The sequence below is a fragment of the Dysgonomonas mossii genome, assembly GCF_004569505.1.
GTDB lineage: Bacteria > Bacteroidota > Bacteroidia > Bacteroidales > Dysgonomonadaceae > Dysgonomonas.
Genome location: NZ_SPPK01000007.1, coordinates 89,946 through 105,634 on the forward strand (window position 1 = coordinate 89,946; position 15,689 = coordinate 105,634).

A 15,689-nucleotide genomic window follows, 5' to 3' on the forward strand; every position below is an offset into this window, starting at 1 on the left:
CAGGATGAATACAGATACAATTCTGATTGTAGACGACGAAACTCAAATACGCCGCCTGTTGGAAATAACTCTTTCGGCAAGCGGATACAAAACGATAGAAGCAAGCACGGGTAAAGAGGGTCTTCTGATGGTGGCTTCACACCAACCCTCACTTATTATCCTCGATTTGGGCTTGCCTGATATCGACGGAATAGATGTGTTGAAAAATCTGAGAGAGTGGTTCTATAAGCCAATAATTATTTTATCTGTACGCAATTCGGAAGAAGATATTGTACATGCTCTCGATAAGGGAGCAAATGATTACCTCACAAAACCTTTTAGAACAGGAGAACTGCTTGCCCGCATACGAGCATCACTAAGACAGGGACAAACAGCAAACGACACTCCTGTATTTCAGATCGGAGACCTCTCTGTTGATGTAGCAAACCACATTGCGAAGAAAAAAGATGAACTATTAGACCTAACGCCAACAGAATTCTCATTACTAAGTTTATTTGTTAAAAACCAAGGGTGCGTCCTCACCCATCAGTACATACTCAAAGAAGTATGGGGATATGGTTATGTAGAGCAAACCCAATATCTGCGTGTGTTTGTTGCCCAATTGAGAAAAAAGATAGAAGATAATCCCACTAAACCTACTCTATTAGTTACCGAATCAGGTATAGGATATCGGTTCGGGTTATAAATATAAGCCCCGCCTTTACAACTACCACTATTCATTATTTAAATCATATTGTAAAATATCAAAATCATATTGTGTAATTTTTTGAAATTTCTATAATCTACTTTTGTGATGAATAGAAATTTTAAAACATGAATAACACTTTCAACTTTTTAGCTTTTGACTTGGGAGCAACTAGCGGACGTTCTATACTCGGAACGTTTGATAATGGAAAATTGGAATTGCGAGAGTTGACCCGGTTTGGCAATGATATATTACAGATACAAGGAAAGTACTACTGGAATATATATTCTATATACAACTCCATAAAGGAAGGCATGCGAGCAGCATCGTCTTTGGATATAGCTATTAATGCAATAGGTATAGATACATGGGGAGTAGATTTTGTCTATGTGGCCGAAGACGGAACAATATTGAATCTTCCTCGTTCTTACCGAGATCCATATACAGAAAGAAGTCCTGAAAAATACTTCAAACTCATCCCCAAAGAAGAAGTATATAAGCTTACCGGAATACAAATCATGAACTTTAACAGTTTATTCCAACTATATGCTGCCAAGATGGAAAAATCGGCGGCATTACAATCTGCAAAAGAGATATTGTTTCTTCCCGATGCGTTATCTTATCTTTTGAGTGGGAACAAAGCCTGTGAATATACTATAGCTTCTACTTCTCAGCTTCTGAATCCGTTGACAAAAAAGATAGAAAATAAACTACTAGAAGCGATAGAAGTACATCCCTCTGTCATTCCTCCACTAATAAAACCAGGGAAAGTAGTCGGATTGCTTCGAGACTCAATAGCTAAAGAGTGTGGATTAAATACAATTCCGATAATTGCAGTAGCAGGTCATGACACTGCGTCTGCCATTGTTTCAATACCTGCAAAGAACAAGAAATTTGCATATATAAGTTCCGGCACATGGTCGTTGATGGGCATAGAAGTAGATGAGCCCATTATAAATGAGCAATCATATAGAATGAACTTCACAAACGAAGGTGGGGTTGAAGGTACAATTCGTTTTCTAAAAAACATCACAGGCATGTGGCTGCTGGAGCAATGCCGCAAAGAATGGGAACAGCTAGGGCGCACCTACACTTACGATGAGATTATAAAAATGGCAAAAACAGCAAAAGGCTTTCAATGCTTTGTTGATCCGGACGATGCCGTCTTTGCTAATCCGGAGAGTATGATAGAATCTATTATAAAATTCTGTACCGACACCGGACAAAGTGCACCAAAAGAAGATGCTGAATTTATACGTTGTATTTTTGAAAGTCTTGCTTTAAAATATAAATATGTATTAAGTTGCCTTTGCGAATTATCTCCTCACGCTATCGAAGTTTTGCATATTATAGGTGGCGGCTCACAAAATAAATTATTAAACCAGTTTACAGCCAATGCAACAGGTCTTTCCGTTGTAGCTGGTCCGTACGAAGCTACAACCATAGGAAATATCATGATGCAGGCCAAAGGATTGGGCTTGGTAAAGTCTCTTAAAGAAATAAGAGCTATAATCAACGAGTCATTTACCCTTGAATCTTATGAACCACAAGATACTGAATTGTGGAATAACGCTTACGAAAAATTTTTGAAATTAATAGAAAAATAAAGAAGTGACCATGAAAAAAAATGAATTAGTATTAAAGTCTTTTGAAATAGCAAAAGAACGCTATTCCGAAATAGGCGTTGATGTAGAAGCTGCACTTAAGACATTACAAGATGTTGCAATCTCTATTCACTGTTGGCAGGCTGACGATGTAACGGGGTTTGAAAATCTGACAAATGTAGGAGGAGGCGGTATTCAAGCTACAGGAAATTATCCCGGTAAAGCTCGTAATATTGACGAGTTACGTTCCGATATTGAAAAAGTATTAACCCTAGTAGGAGGAAACCATCGTTTAAACCTACATGAGATATATGGCGAATTTGGCAATAAAGCAGTAGACAGAGATCAGGTCGAACCTTCTCATTTTACGGGTTGGATGCAATGGGCTACAGAAAATTCTTTAAAACTGGATTTCAACTCGACCTCATTCGGCCATCCTAAAAGCGGAGATTTAACACTTGCGAATCCAGACAAAGCTATTCGCGACTTCTGGATTGAACATACAAAGCGTTGTCGTGCTGTGGCTGAGGAAATGGGTAAGTTCCAAAATGATCCGTGTATCATGAACTTGTGGATACATGATGGTATGAAAGACCTGACAGTAAATCGCTACAAATATCGTCAGATATTGGAACAATCATTAGATGAGATATTTGCGACAGAATATCTCAATATGAAAGATTGTCTAGAATCTAAACTTTTTGGTATTGCACTCGAGAGTTATACAGTAGGGTCTCATGATTTCTACCTGGGTTATGGAGCAAAGAAACAAAAAATAGTAACATTGGATACAGGTCACTTTCATCTTTCCGAAAATGTGGCAGACAAAATTTCATCTTTACTGTTATATACTCCCGAGATAATGCTACACGTAAGTCGTCCTATTCGCTGGGATTCGGATCATGTAGTTATACTGAATGATGATGTTATCGAACTGGCAAAAGAAATTATCCGGGCAGATGCATTGAATCGTGTACATATAGGTCTCGATTTCTTCGATGCATCTATCAACCGTATAGGCGCATACGTGATCGGCATACGAGCCACACAAAAAGCTCTATTACAAGCTTTGCTTGAGCCAATAGCAACATTACGGGACTATGAAGCCAACGGACAATATTTTGAACGTCTTGCTCTTCTTGAAGAAGCTAAAGCTCTGCCTTGGAATGCTGTTTGGGACTATTTCTGTCTCAAAAATAACATCGCTGTAGGAGAAAATTATATTAGGGAAGTACAACAGTATGAAAAAGATGTAACAGCTAAAAGGATATAAAATATCTATAAAGCGAAAAAAGCATTCTTAGTATGAATACAATAATAGGTTTGGTTATAATTGCAATAGGGAGCTTGGGGCAGTCCAGTTCTTATGTTCCGATCAATAAAGTAAAAAATTGGTCATGGGAGTGTTTTTGGCTGATACAAGGTATTTTTGCTTGGTTGGTTTTTCCTTTTGTCGGAGCACTCCTGGCGATGCCGGACGGGCTGTCCCTTTTCGATGTTTATTTACAGGAAAGCGTCGCTGTTTATAAATCTATCGGCTATGGAATTCTTTGGGGAATTGGAGGTTTAACATTTGGCTTGAGCATGCGTTATCTGGGAATTGCTTTAGGGCAGTCTCTCGCTTTGGGTACATGTTCGGCATTCGGAACATTAATTCCGGCTTTGCTCAAAGGGCAAGATCTGCTTAGTGGCAAAGGATTGGTTCTACTTACCGGAGTGAGTATTGCCATTGCAGGGATAGCCGTTATCGGGTATGCAGGAGCATTGAAGTCGAGCAACATGAGTGACGATGAAAAGAAAAAGGCTGTAAAAGACTTTGCCTTGAAGAAAGGTTTACTCATTGCGATATTAGCCGGAGTAATGAGTGCCTGCTTCAATCTAGGACTCGAAGCCGGGGCGCCTATTAAGGCTCACATCCTCTCATTGGGCTCAGAAAGCTTGTTGACTTTGAACCCCATTATATTCCTTGTCACTATTGGAGGATTTGTTACAAATGCATGTTACTGCTTGTTTCAAAACTATAAGAATAAGAGTTTCAAAGATTATACGACAATCACAGCATCCAACTGGATTAATAATCTTCTATTCTGCGCATTGGCAGGGCTATTATGGTATTCTCAATTTTTCGGATTAGGAGTAGGACAAAGCTTCTTCGAGCCGGAAAGTGTTATGATGGCTTTTTCGTGGAGCATCCTGATGTCGCTCAATGTCTTGTTTAGTAATATTTGGGGCATCATACTCAAAGAATGGCAAGGTGTAAAGAAAAAGACGATTGTAATACTTGTAACAGGATTAGCGATTTTGATATTTTCGATAATTTATCCACAACTTTAAATAATAGAAAATGATTTTTAATATTAACGATAAGCTGAAAGAACAGCTTGATGAAGTAGCCGAAATTGCGGGTTATCTGTGGCAAAAAGGATGGGCAGAACGCAATGCCGGAAATATTTCAATAAATATAACTGATATTGTCGGAGATGAAAACAAAGACATACCGCCTTTGTCTAGTTTTCAGCTTCCTAAGAATATGATAGAATTGTCCGGTGACTTTTTCTACGTAACAGGAACAGGAAAACGAATGCGAGATGTGGCAAAAGACCCATTAAAAAATGGCTCTATCGTGAGAGTTTCAAAAGATGGCAACTCTTATGATGTTATCGCAGTAGAAAACGTAAAGCCAACATCTGAGTTAGCGTCACATTTTTCTATTTTATCTTCATTCAAGAAAAAAGGTTCAAAGAACAGGCTGGTATTACATACTCATCCAACAGATCTTATTGCATTGTCCCATATTCCTGAGCTGAAAAGCAGCGAGGCTTTGAACGATCTATTATGGGGAATGCACCCTGAAACGTTTATCGTTGTACCTCGAGGTATAGGTCTTGTGCCTTACGAAGTGCCCGGAACTACAGCTATAGCGCAACTAACACTTCCTGTACTCGATAAACATGATATTGTAATTTGGGAAAAGCATGGAGTATTTGCCGTGGGTGAGAATCTGACAGATACATTCGATTTGATTGACACACTTTCTAAGTCGGCACAGATATATGCATTTGCCAAAACTTGCGGATACACACCTGAGGGGTTAACCAAAGAACAAATAAAAGGCCTGATAGAACCTTTTAATATACAGATTTGATACAGCTATAAGACTAATAATAAATCCATCCGGACTTTCTTACATAACAATATGAAAAAGAAAAATCTGGATGGATTCTATTTTAAGGGATAAGTGATACAATGGTTATTATGACAGGTCGAAGGCTAAAACCCATTATTCGTTTTATCTTCCCATACTCCCTGAGTAAATCTTCTATGCTCTAAGGGAGTAATATTTGTTTTCTTTTTGAATGCAGTAAAAAAATACTCTTGATTTTCAAATCCCATCAGATAAGCGATTTCTTTCACAGGAATAGCGGTATTCGTCAATAACTCTTTCGACTTTTGTATTTTTAGCTCCTGAATATATTGCAAAGGTGCAAATCCGGTGTATTCTTTAAAAACCTTACGAAAACTGGAATAGCTCATATTCAATTCGGTTGCAATATCCTTCGGTTTTATATCTCTGAAATTTTCAAGAATCAGTATTTTTGCTTTGTTTACATGATTTATAACTTCGGAACCTTCATAGGAATAATTCTTATCTAAAGAATATGCCAGCCCTAACAAGTGGTTGACTATTCCGGCCAACATTTGTTGAAACCCTGATTTTTGTTCTGCTGCTATTTCAATTGCCTGTTTGTATAAAGCTACTATCTGATCGTTTAACCCTACCTGAAAAATTGGTTTTTTTTGATTGAAAAATCCATTGGCAACCCTGTTATCAATATTTATTCCGTTAAAACCAATCCAATATTCGTCCCAACCGATGTTCTTGTCCGGCATATAATTATGCCACTCTCCGGGAAAAAGTAAAAATATAGTTCCGTCCTTTACCGATTGGGATTTTTTTGTTTCTATGCTATTAGAAATAAATTTTCCACTCCCTTTTGTTATATATAATAACTGATATTCATCCAGTATACGCCCCCTTTCTGTTGAAAACAAGTAGCGTGTAGGATGATTTCTTGGAGGGTATACCGTCTGAGGCGTAATAGACTGATACCCGACAGAATTAATTGTCAAGCCCCAAAGCTGGTCGCTTTCATTCACTATTAAATATTTCAGATGAATTGAATTTTTCATGTAATATCAAAAAAGAATAAGGCAAAGATTATGAGTACAAATTAAAAGCAAAACATTTAGATTGAGGCACATTTAAGTATGAATAATGGTAAAAATATCATTTCTTACAATCTATATATCAATTTGTCTAATGTATCAGAGCCCCATGTATATAAATAAACCCTAAAAGTTGATAGCTTTTAGGGTTCTCTCTAATAATAGTGGTTTTTCAATTTACATTCAATTGCGCCTTAAATATTAACCTCCAACAACGGGCTGTTCCATCCTTTAATATCCAATTTTATATTATTGTTACTAATAGTGCCTTTATTTACCTTACATTCCAGGATTTTTTTTTGTCCGGGTAATATACTTATATAATTGTCGGACCAGAAAGCAGGGGTAATCATCTCTCCTCTGTTATCCTTTAATTTCAGATTTACCATAAATGCTATTTTATCTGATGGATTCTTTATCTCTACAGTATAAATTATATTATCCTGCTCTTCTGACTTGTTTGTCTGAATATCTAACTCAACTGTTTTTAAAGTAGATAAACTCTTGAAATCCGCATAACTTTTAGCAGGAGTATGCACCCAGTCGGTTTTATCCCACATATATTCATCTGGCTTAGAAGATAGGCAATAGAAATTATCAGCGACCACCTCACCTTGCTGATTCAATATTTCTAAAGCAAGAAATACATTTTCTTTTAGAGGGGCTAGTTGTAAAATATTGACAGATGTATTTATTCTGATATCTAATGGTATTTCTTTTTTCTCTTTAACGGTAGAGTTTATATCAAACACCTGTACAATAGCCTTGTAACCGCTTATATCTTTTAGCTGTTCATTAACGGCATATATACTATTATTTCCATAATTATAGATTAGCTGAAGCGCTAGATTCGCTTTCTTCACAGAATAATAAGCAGCCGTAGGCACTTTGTAATAATCGTACATTTGCCAATACAAAGATGGCCATGCTGAGTTTAGCATCCATTGAACAATGCCCGTGGTTTTGCCTATATTTACTCTAAATGCTTCAAACATAGCTCGAGTGCCATCGTAATTGACAAGATCAGCCTTCATCAGATAATCTTCCAGATTTTTAGCCTGTCCGTATTTATTATTTATTACAGTTGTGAGTTCTTTCAACGAGTTCATTGCTGCAGTAGAGGTCGTACAATGGAAATTCCAAGTATCATTTAACGGCCACAATTTATCTTCGGGTATAAATTTTTTAATCGATTCTAAAACGGGAAGTTGTGCTCCTATTCCTGTTTCAGTATTGTAGCCAAATGCACCACCATAAAGAGTATCAATATACCAATAGTTTGGTCCCACATATTCATAAGGTCCTGCCATTTTAGTTCCTGTTTTTCCAGACAGTTCGCTTGTTCTTTCTTTTGCTGCACCTACATAGATTCTGTTATCTGATTCTTTCAAGAATGCTAAATATTTTTCTTCCAATTTTGGTATCGGAAGCATATCGCTTCCCGGCATCCAAGATATAATACTCGGATGATTACGCAACCATAGTACTTGTGTGGCGAATGATTGTGCTATAAGGTCAATTTCTTTATCAGTGAGCATGCAACCATACATTTCATCACATGGTTTTCCATAATATGCCTCCCACTCCCATTGGCAACTCCAACCTACAACAGCCATTATTCCGTATTTATCACACAAATCATATATATTAGAGCTTGTACCCCAAAAACTTTCGAAGCGAATCATGTTCATATTCATATCTTTGACATACTGCACCTGTATTTCGTTGCTCTCAGGAGTATCGCGCAGGAATATATCATCTGTCCATCCGGCTGCTTTTAGCAAAACGTTCTTTCCGTTTAGTTTAAAACCTCTATATCCTTCTTTTGTCAGATAAGATTCTATTTGACGTATACCAAAGGTTATATCTTCTCTGTCTGATACAGTATTATCTGTTTTAAATTTTAAGTCCAGATTGTAAAGTTCGGGGCTACCCATATTATTGCACCACCAAAGTCGAGGATTTTTGATGTGTAATATTGCCGCCTCAACCGATGTTATCTTTACTTTTTTCTTTTCGTAAGGAGCCAAAGTAACCGAATAAGAAAATTCTTTCGATTCTATTTCTCCCACCAAATCTCCTGAAATTTCCTGATCTGTAAGATTTTCAACTTCAGTTTCTATTGTAAGCCACGCTTCCTCTAACGTTTCAGTATTTACTTCAGGTTTCACATATGTATTATTCAATCTTACATTACCTGTTATAGATAAATATACATCTCTGTATATTCCCATACTTTCGTCAGCCGGGCGAGGATTCCAATCGGCAAATCCTGTATTAGGATCTCCGGGGCGGGCTCTAAAAACTTCTACAGCTAAAACATTATTATCTGATTTTACATGTGGGGTTACATCAAAAGAGAAATGACGGTATGTTCCATATATAGAATCTTTTGAGGCTATTAATTCTCCATTCAACCAAATATTTGCATAATATGATATTCCATCGAAACAAAGAGATACATGCTGATTATTATTCAACTCAGGCAATGCAAATTCATTACGATACCAGAACGCTTTATCAAACTGGGTTTTATCTATATCTTTAATATTTGTTCCTACAAAAATATCAGGAAAAACTCCATTTGCAGTAAGAACACCCATCACCGTAGATGGAACTGTTGCTCTATACCAATTCTCTATCGACTGTTGAGAACTAGATACAAAGTCTCCTTTACCTTCTATGCTATCAGACAATTGAATGTACCAATTGGTAGCTAGATTAATTTTTTGATGTATATTCTCCTCTTGTTCACGGCAAGAATTTACCGAAAAAAGAAGACATAGTAATATAAATACTGATAATAGTTTTTTGTAAATCATGGCATTTGACTTGAGTAATTTATCTGTTTTTCTTAGTAGATGAAAATATACAGAAAATTGTAGACATGGAGAAAGATACAGGGCTAAATAACTCAATCTACTCCTACAGATTGAGTTTTCTCCAATATACTATAGAATTTAGAAAAGCGGGAGAATACGAGTCTGTTCTCCCGCTTTAGTTATAAAGAACTAAAATTTATTAATTAGATGTACAATAGTTACTTTTCTTGGTAGCCCACCATATAGGAGAAGAGGTTTTATCTCCACCTGTAAGCTGAGCAACTCCGGCTTCATATTTAGATTTATTATTCAGAGCCTCGCTTTGTGGATAAACCATTCGAGATATAAAGTTTGATGGGTTTTTGATATTTCCATCGTTTGGATATGTTCCTGCACCCGGATCTCTATATTCTGGAATATCCATTGCCGGTAAGTTGAGACGACGCTTATCATTCCATGATTCTCTCGACAAATCTATATAATGCGATATATACTTCTGAGTGATTATTTTTTCCAATTTTGTATTACCATTTCCTGAAGCATCGTCATACTTTGCAGAAGTACCAAAAAGATTTTGGTCATTAGAAGCTAAATAATCAACAGCCTGGCTATCTGATAAGCTCCATTTTGCAAAAGAAGCCTTCACTCCTTTCTCATACCAATCTTTAGCACTTCCTGCACCTGTTACAAAACCTCTTTCTACAGCTTCAGCCATAAGGAAACAAGCCTCTGAGTATAGGAATAAATCTGTCTTGCGATTATCATTCGGAATAATCCATGTACGACTCATTGCTGATACTCTATTTCGCTCACCAGCCGGTTCTGTTTGTATTCCGGCTTTTAGTCCCGCCCAAGTGTTTGTTTCAGGACTAGGATCAAAATAACGTTCACCTCTAGGATCTACTTTTTCTGGATGTATAGCCGCAGTTCCGGCATAAGCCATGCCTCCAATGCCTGTTAATATTTTCTCCATAGTTTTCATCATCACCTGACGATCCGACCAACCAACCTGATACATATAATAAACATATTGCTGTCCCCAAACTCCACTTACTCCGGGGAGAGCGGCATCATCGCCCGAAATCATAATACCTCCATCCGCATTGTATGCAGCCTGAGCCTGAGTCTTACATAATTCAGGATTAATCTCTGACATTTTTATAGCAAGGCGTAACCGTAATGTATTCGCAAAACGTTTCCATTTAGCTATATTTCCATAATATATCTGATCTTCTACTGTGAGGAAATCTTTAGATGAATCAAACAATTTTACAGATTCATCAAGTTCCTTGAAGAAGAATTCATACTGTTTATCTAAAGACTCATAATCAGGGTTTGTATCTTCCGGTGATTTAGGGAAAGGAGCCGGTCCATAAAAATCGGTAAATTGTGATTGCATATACACACGCCAGATACGACCTAAAGCGAGTGAATTTTGACGTCCTTCGTATTTCTGAGCATTAGCAATTACGATATTCAATGAAGCAAACCAGTCTGTATAGTAATTATTCCAATAAAGAGATAGCCAACCATCGTTAGGAGTCCAGACTCTGGCTGTACTATTTCCGCCAACATATTGAGCAAAAACATCCATCCCTAGTGCCTTGATACGCTGCTGTACATCTGCATCATAGAATACCCCTCCGTTACGTAAAGCTTTACCCAGGTTACCTTTGTCAAAGTCATACATATTCTCAGTGGCATCATTCGGATTCTCATTGATTGAATCAAAATTGGTACATGCTGTTCCCAGTAACCCTATCCCCAACAGGCATGCAAATATTATCTTTTTTGTTTTCATTTGTCTGTAATTTTTAAGATTTAGAATGTTACATTAAGGTTAAATCCATAGCTGCTCATTGTAGGCATAGAACCAAATTCGATACCCTGTGCATTACTTGTGCTATATCCGGATTCTGGATCAAAACCTTTAGTTTTACTGTAAATCATCCATAGATTCCTTCCTACCAAACTAAGCTTAATCTTTTGGAATGGAGTTTTTGATAACATCTTTCTAGGGAACGAATATCCAAGACTCATTTCTCTCAAACGTATATTTGTAGCATCATATATCCATGGTTCTGTGCCGGTAGCCAATTGTGCCCAATATTTCTCTGCAGTGGTCTCAATTGCGTTTACCTGACCCGAAGCAGTCACTCCGGCAACAACCATTTTATCACGTCCACTTTCTGTCATTTTCAGAGTTCCTGCGCCGGTTCCCGATTGAATTGATCCCATGAATACATCTCCACCAAAGCGACCATCGATCTGGAATGAGAAATCAAAATTTCTAAAGTGGAATGCATTAGAGATACCACCCATCCAATCGGGATTATAATTTCCTAATTTTACAAAATCAGAACCAAATGTAGGCAACCCGTTTTCATTTATAATAAGCTCACCTTTATCATTTCGGGCATATGCCTTCCCATAAATATCACCATAAGTGCCCCCGGCTGCAGCTACAATCTTTATGCCTAAGCTTCCCAAAGAAGGGTCTTGTAATTCTTGAGTTTCAATACCATCAGCCAACTCTATAATTTTACTTTTATTCTTAGAGTAGTTTAGTGTAATATCCCATGAGAAATCCTTAGTTTTCACAGGTGTACCTGTTAGTAAAATCTCCACGCCATTGTTTCTCAGCTTGCCGGCATTTACATATTTAAAAGAATATCCTGTTGATGCCGGTACATTCATTTTTAATATCTGATCTGTAGCATCTTTAGTATAATAAGCAAAATCTAACCCCAAACGGTTATTGAATGCTCTTAACTCTAAACCTGCTTCCCATGAAGTAATTGTTTCATTTTTCAAGTCAGGATTATTTAAGATATTCGATTTCTTACCATTCAATATCGTTTCTACCTGATCTGTTTCAGGATTATACACATATGTTGTTCCTAATGTCAAATAATCTAGTAATCGATATGGATCAGTATCATTCCCTACCTCTGCCCATGAAAGGCGCAATTTACCAAAGTCAATGAAACTTGGCTTGATATTCCATTTATTCAATGATTCGGTAAAGAGCCAGCTGGTACCTACCGAAGGATAGAAATAAGAACGGTTGTCAGCACTTAAAGCAGAAGACCAGTCGTTACGAGCAGTTACATCCAAGTATAAAGTATTATCATAAGACAATGAAGCAGTAGCATACAAGGAGTTGATAGCTTTTTTAGTTAAGGCACTTCTCGCTGAAGACTTGCCGGCATTAGCCAATGTATGAAAATCAGGAATAATCATTGGGCCTGTTTCTCCATAAATACCATCCGCGCGTCTATACATCAGATTACCTCCGGCTGTAGCTAACAATCCTACTTTTTCTGACAACTGCTTGTTGAAAGTCAATAATACATCTGCATTTGCTTCATAAGATGTTTCTTTGTTCATAATGTATTGTCCTTGAGCAAACCAATAAGGAAGCCCTGTTGCATCTCTCATTTCATATTGAGTAGAGAAGTAGTCAATTCCATAACGAGCTTGTATATTAAGCCAGTCAGTAAACTCATATTTCAAGGATCCAAATCCAAGAACACGATCCCTTCTATCTGAGTTGGTATCTTTATAAGCAGCCCAATAAGGATTTCGTATCAGCCCGCTATATTGATCTGTCCAAGAAACAGGCTTACCTGAAAGATCTGCGCTATTAGCCGGATTCTTTGTATTCTCTGGGAATTTATAATCAGGGTAACGATTCAAGTCACTAAAATGTACTGAACGTGGCATTAATAAATAATTACGGAAAATATTGTCCGGGTCTCCAGCCAGTTTTATACGGTTTTCTGTCTTCTGAGTATAATATGTTATTTTAGCATCAAAAGACAATTTGTCTGTTAAATCGGCTGTAGCACGAAGTGTTGCCGATGTTTTATTGAAAGAACTATTTGGAACAACACCTTTATTTCTAAGATTCATAACTCCAACACGTATAGAGTTTTTGTCGCTACTACTACTTAAATCTAAACTATTAGTCCAAGTTGTTCCAGTTCGAAGAAAATCCATCAAGTCATTATCTCCGGAAGAATAAGTTGTTGGATTTCCGGCTAAATCGGTGATTTGCGAACCATCCATTTTAGCCCCCCAGCTTCCTACCGAGTTCTGAACATATTTTCCATTTTCGCCTTGTCCGTATGTATTTTGATATTTAGGCAGTTGCATTGGTCTTTCGAATGTCAAGTTTGAATTATATGAAATACCAATTCCTTTTTGATTTTTCCCTGTTTTAGTAGTTATCATTATAACACCATTACCCGCACGTGACCCATAAAGAGCTGCTGCCGCAGGACCTTTTAGTACCGAAATCGATTCGATATCGTCAGGTGAGATATCTGCCATACTAGAACCTTTATCTACACTATGATTGCCCCAAAAGTCGTCAGTACCACCAGTTGAGCTATCAATAGGTACACCGTCAACAACAACCAATGGCTGATTATTACCAGCAATAGAGTTTCCTCCACGTAGAACAATACGGCTAGACCCAGTAACACCTGTTCCTGACTGTTTTATCTGCAACCCGGCTACTTTTCCGGCTAAAGCATTTGCAACGTTAGCATCACGTGTTTCTGTTAATTGATCACCCTTTACTTCCTGCATAGCATATCCGAGTGATTTCTTATCACGTTTAATACCCAATGCCGTTACAACAACTTCATCAAGCATCTTTGAGTCTTCTTTAAGAGTGAAATCGACTGTCTTCTGACCATTTAATGGAATCTCCTGAGAGAGATAACCTACAAAAGTGACAACTAATGTAGCATTTGCCGGAACCGTCAAGCTATAATCGCCATCTACCCCTGTCATCGTTCCATTTGTTATGCCTTTTTCTGACACGCTGGCACCAATCAAAGGTTCTCCAGCCTCATCTAGAGCAATTCCTTTTACTGTAATTTTTTGAGTTTGTTGTGTTGTCTTGGGATCCTGATTAACGTCTTTCTTTTCAGAAAGGAGGATTTTCTTATCTCTTATTTCGTAAGAGATGTTTGTTCCAGAAAAAACTTTCTGCAACACTTGAGGCAAGTCTGTGTTTGTTACCTCAATGCTTACAATTCTATCTGTATTGACTACAGGCTGGCTATATGCAAAAGTATAACCTGTCTGTTCGGCAATTGTTGATAAAACTTTTTCCAGCTTCGCGTGCTGAAGATTCATAGTTACCTTTTGTGCAGACACTGTTATCGTCGTACACAGAAACATAACCAGAAAAGCTAAAATTACACGTTTCATAGTTTACATTTTTTAAGGTTAAAAAATAGGTCCTTTACATAATAGACCCACAAGGATAAAAAAAGTATGACTAGGAAGTGTATTTTTTTTATAATTTTATTTTAGTAGAGCTATTACATACTGACAATCACCGTATTTCCGTCAAGAGTAAATTTTACAGGAGAGATCTTTTCTAGGTCTTTTAAAATTTTTTCTAATGATACGTTCTCCGAAACAATGGTATATGAGTAAATATAAGCTCGCCTGTCTTCTACTGTAAAAGAAACATTATACCAACGTTCGAGATCTGCAATAACATCTTTTAGAGGTGTATCTTTAAATGCGAGAATATCTTTTTTCCATAACGAAACAAAACCTGTATCTTCATTTTTCGTAATTCTACATTCTCCTGTTTTTCGATCATAAGCAAGTTTTTCTCCCGGTTTTATATAATATTGTCCTTTTGTAAAAGGAATAAGACTTATATTACCATTATCCAAAGCTAAATATATTAGGTTACTGGTAGAATATGCCTTAACATTGAACTCTGTACCATAAACCTTTACCATATCATCATCTATTTGTACAATAAAAGGTCTGTCGGGGTTTTTATCTACTGTAAAATAGGCTTCTCCGTTCAAAAAAACTTTTCTGTCAAACAAACTAAATTTTTTAGGGTAACGCAAATGAGTATCCGAATTCAGATAAGCTTTTGTACCATCCTGAAACATAACCTGTAACCGCTCACCTTTAGGTACATATACATCAACATACTCTGTTTTACCAAAAAGATCTACTTTTTTATTAACCTGCCACCCCAATCCAAGCAACAAAATAAATGGTATGACAATAGCAGCTGCTCGGTACATTGTACGACGCAGTTTTCGTCGCCTTTCCCTGGCAAGTATTTCATTAAACATTTTATCTGATGGAATTTCATGATCAACAAAAAGCTCTTCATAGCCTTCTTTTGCATTAAAAGAACGCATATCCATCTCATGAGACAGATACATTTGTCCTTCCTCGGTAGCAAACCATTCTACTACCGTTGCAGTTTCCTCGAGTGTTGCAATACCATCAACAACTTTTCTGATCGTTTCTTCAGATGGTCTTTCCATTTTTAATACGAATTATAATATAGTATGT

Annotated in this window: 10 protein-coding genes; 5 read left to right on the top strand and 5 right to left on the bottom strand. The window is 37.1% G+C overall.

Features of this window, described 5'->3' with window-relative positions:
* Nucleotides 1-4: 4 nt before the first annotated feature.
* From E4T88_RS16315 to rhaD, 5 genes are all read left to right on the top strand, one after another.
* Nucleotides 5-685, top strand: a complete 681-nt coding sequence (locus E4T88_RS16315) for a response regulator (RefSeq protein WP_135107314.1) — start codon at nucleotides 5-7, stop codon at nucleotides 683-685.
* Nucleotides 686-813: 128 nt separating this feature from the next.
* Entirely contained in the window at nucleotides 814-2,292 is a 1,479-nt protein-coding gene (locus tag E4T88_RS16320; RefSeq protein WP_135107316.1) for a rhamnulokinase, read from the top strand.
* A 10-nt stretch (nucleotides 2,293-2,302) separates the two neighbouring features.
* Nucleotides 2,303-3,562, top strand: coding sequence for an L-rhamnose isomerase (locus E4T88_RS16325; RefSeq protein ID WP_135107318.1), 1,260 nt, complete (start codon nucleotides 2,303-2,305; stop codon nucleotides 3,560-3,562).
* 32 nt (nucleotides 3,563-3,594) lie between these two features.
* Entirely contained in the window at nucleotides 3,595-4,623 is a 1,029-nt protein-coding gene (rhaT, locus tag E4T88_RS16330) for an L-rhamnose/proton symporter RhaT (RefSeq protein WP_135107320.1), read from the top strand.
* Nucleotides 4,624-4,633: 10 nt separating this feature from the next.
* Nucleotides 4,634-5,434 (top strand): rhamnulose-1-phosphate aldolase, encoded by an 801-nt coding sequence (rhaD, locus tag E4T88_RS16335; protein ID WP_135107321.1) that lies wholly within the window; start codon nucleotides 4,634-4,636, stop codon nucleotides 5,432-5,434.
* A 125-nt stretch (nucleotides 5,435-5,559) separates the two neighbouring features.
* Here the strand turns inward: rhaD and E4T88_RS16340 are convergent, their stop codons facing one another.
* The 5 genes from E4T88_RS16340 to E4T88_RS16360 all read right to left on the bottom strand — a co-directional run bounded on the left by E4T88_RS16340 (nucleotide 5,560) and on the right by E4T88_RS16360 (nucleotide 15,661).
* Nucleotides 5,560-6,480: an AraC family transcriptional regulator gene (locus E4T88_RS16340; RefSeq protein WP_135107323.1), complete on the bottom strand. Its 921-nt coding sequence runs from the start codon at nucleotides 6,478-6,480 to the stop codon at nucleotides 5,560-5,562.
* A gap of 230 nt (nucleotides 6,481-6,710) precedes the next feature.
* A complete protein-coding gene (locus E4T88_RS16345; RefSeq protein WP_135107325.1) occupies nucleotides 6,711-9,338 on the bottom strand; it encodes a glycosyl hydrolase 2 galactose-binding domain-containing protein in 2,628 nt (875 codons plus the stop codon).
* A gap of 199 nt (nucleotides 9,339-9,537) precedes the next feature.
* Entirely contained in the window at nucleotides 9,538-11,139 is a 1,602-nt protein-coding gene (locus E4T88_RS16350; RefSeq protein ID WP_135107327.1) for a SusD/RagB family nutrient-binding outer membrane lipoprotein, read from the bottom strand.
* A 20-nt stretch (nucleotides 11,140-11,159) separates the two neighbouring features.
* Complete coding sequence (locus E4T88_RS16355; RefSeq protein ID WP_135107329.1) at nucleotides 11,160-14,564, bottom strand: TonB-dependent receptor; 3,405 nt, start codon at nucleotides 14,562-14,564, stop codon at nucleotides 11,160-11,162.
* A gap of 113 nt (nucleotides 14,565-14,677) precedes the next feature.
* Nucleotides 14,678-15,661, bottom strand: a complete 984-nt coding sequence (locus E4T88_RS16360; protein ID WP_135107331.1) for a FecR family protein — start codon at nucleotides 15,659-15,661, stop codon at nucleotides 14,678-14,680.
* Nucleotides 15,662-15,689: the final 28 nt, after the last annotated feature.

Bases quoted from the DNA above. Each gene is read 5' to 3' on its own strand.
- E4T88_RS16315 (WP_135107314.1), top strand. From the start codon at position 5: ATGAATACAGATACAATTCTGATTGTAGACGACGAAACTCAAATACGC.
- E4T88_RS16320 (WP_135107316.1), top strand. From the start codon at position 814: ATGAATAACACTTTCAACTTTTTAGCTTTTGACTTGGGAGCAACTAGC.
- E4T88_RS16325 (WP_135107318.1), top strand. From the start codon at position 2,303: ATGAAAAAAAATGAATTAGTATTAAAGTCTTTTGAAATAGCAAAAGAA.
- rhaT (WP_135107320.1), top strand. From the start codon at position 3,595: ATGAATACAATAATAGGTTTGGTTATAATTGCAATAGGGAGCTTGGGG.
- rhaD (WP_135107321.1), top strand. From the start codon at position 4,634: ATGATTTTTAATATTAACGATAAGCTGAAAGAACAGCTTGATGAAGTA.
- E4T88_RS16340 (WP_135107323.1), bottom strand. From the start codon at position 6,480: ATGAAAAATTCAATTCATCTGAAATATTTAATAGTGAATGAAAGCGAC.
- E4T88_RS16345 (WP_135107325.1), bottom strand. From the start codon at position 9,338: ATGATTTACAAAAAACTATTATCAGTATTTATATTACTATGTCTTCTT.
- E4T88_RS16350 (WP_135107327.1), bottom strand. From the start codon at position 11,139: ATGAAAACAAAAAAGATAATATTTGCATGCCTGTTGGGGATAGGGTTA.
- E4T88_RS16355 (WP_135107329.1), bottom strand. From the start codon at position 14,564: ATGAAACGTGTAATTTTAGCTTTTCTGGTTATGTTTCTGTGTACGACG.
- E4T88_RS16360 (WP_135107331.1), bottom strand. From the start codon at position 15,661: ATGGAAAGACCATCTGAAGAAACGATCAGAAAAGTTGTTGATGGTATT.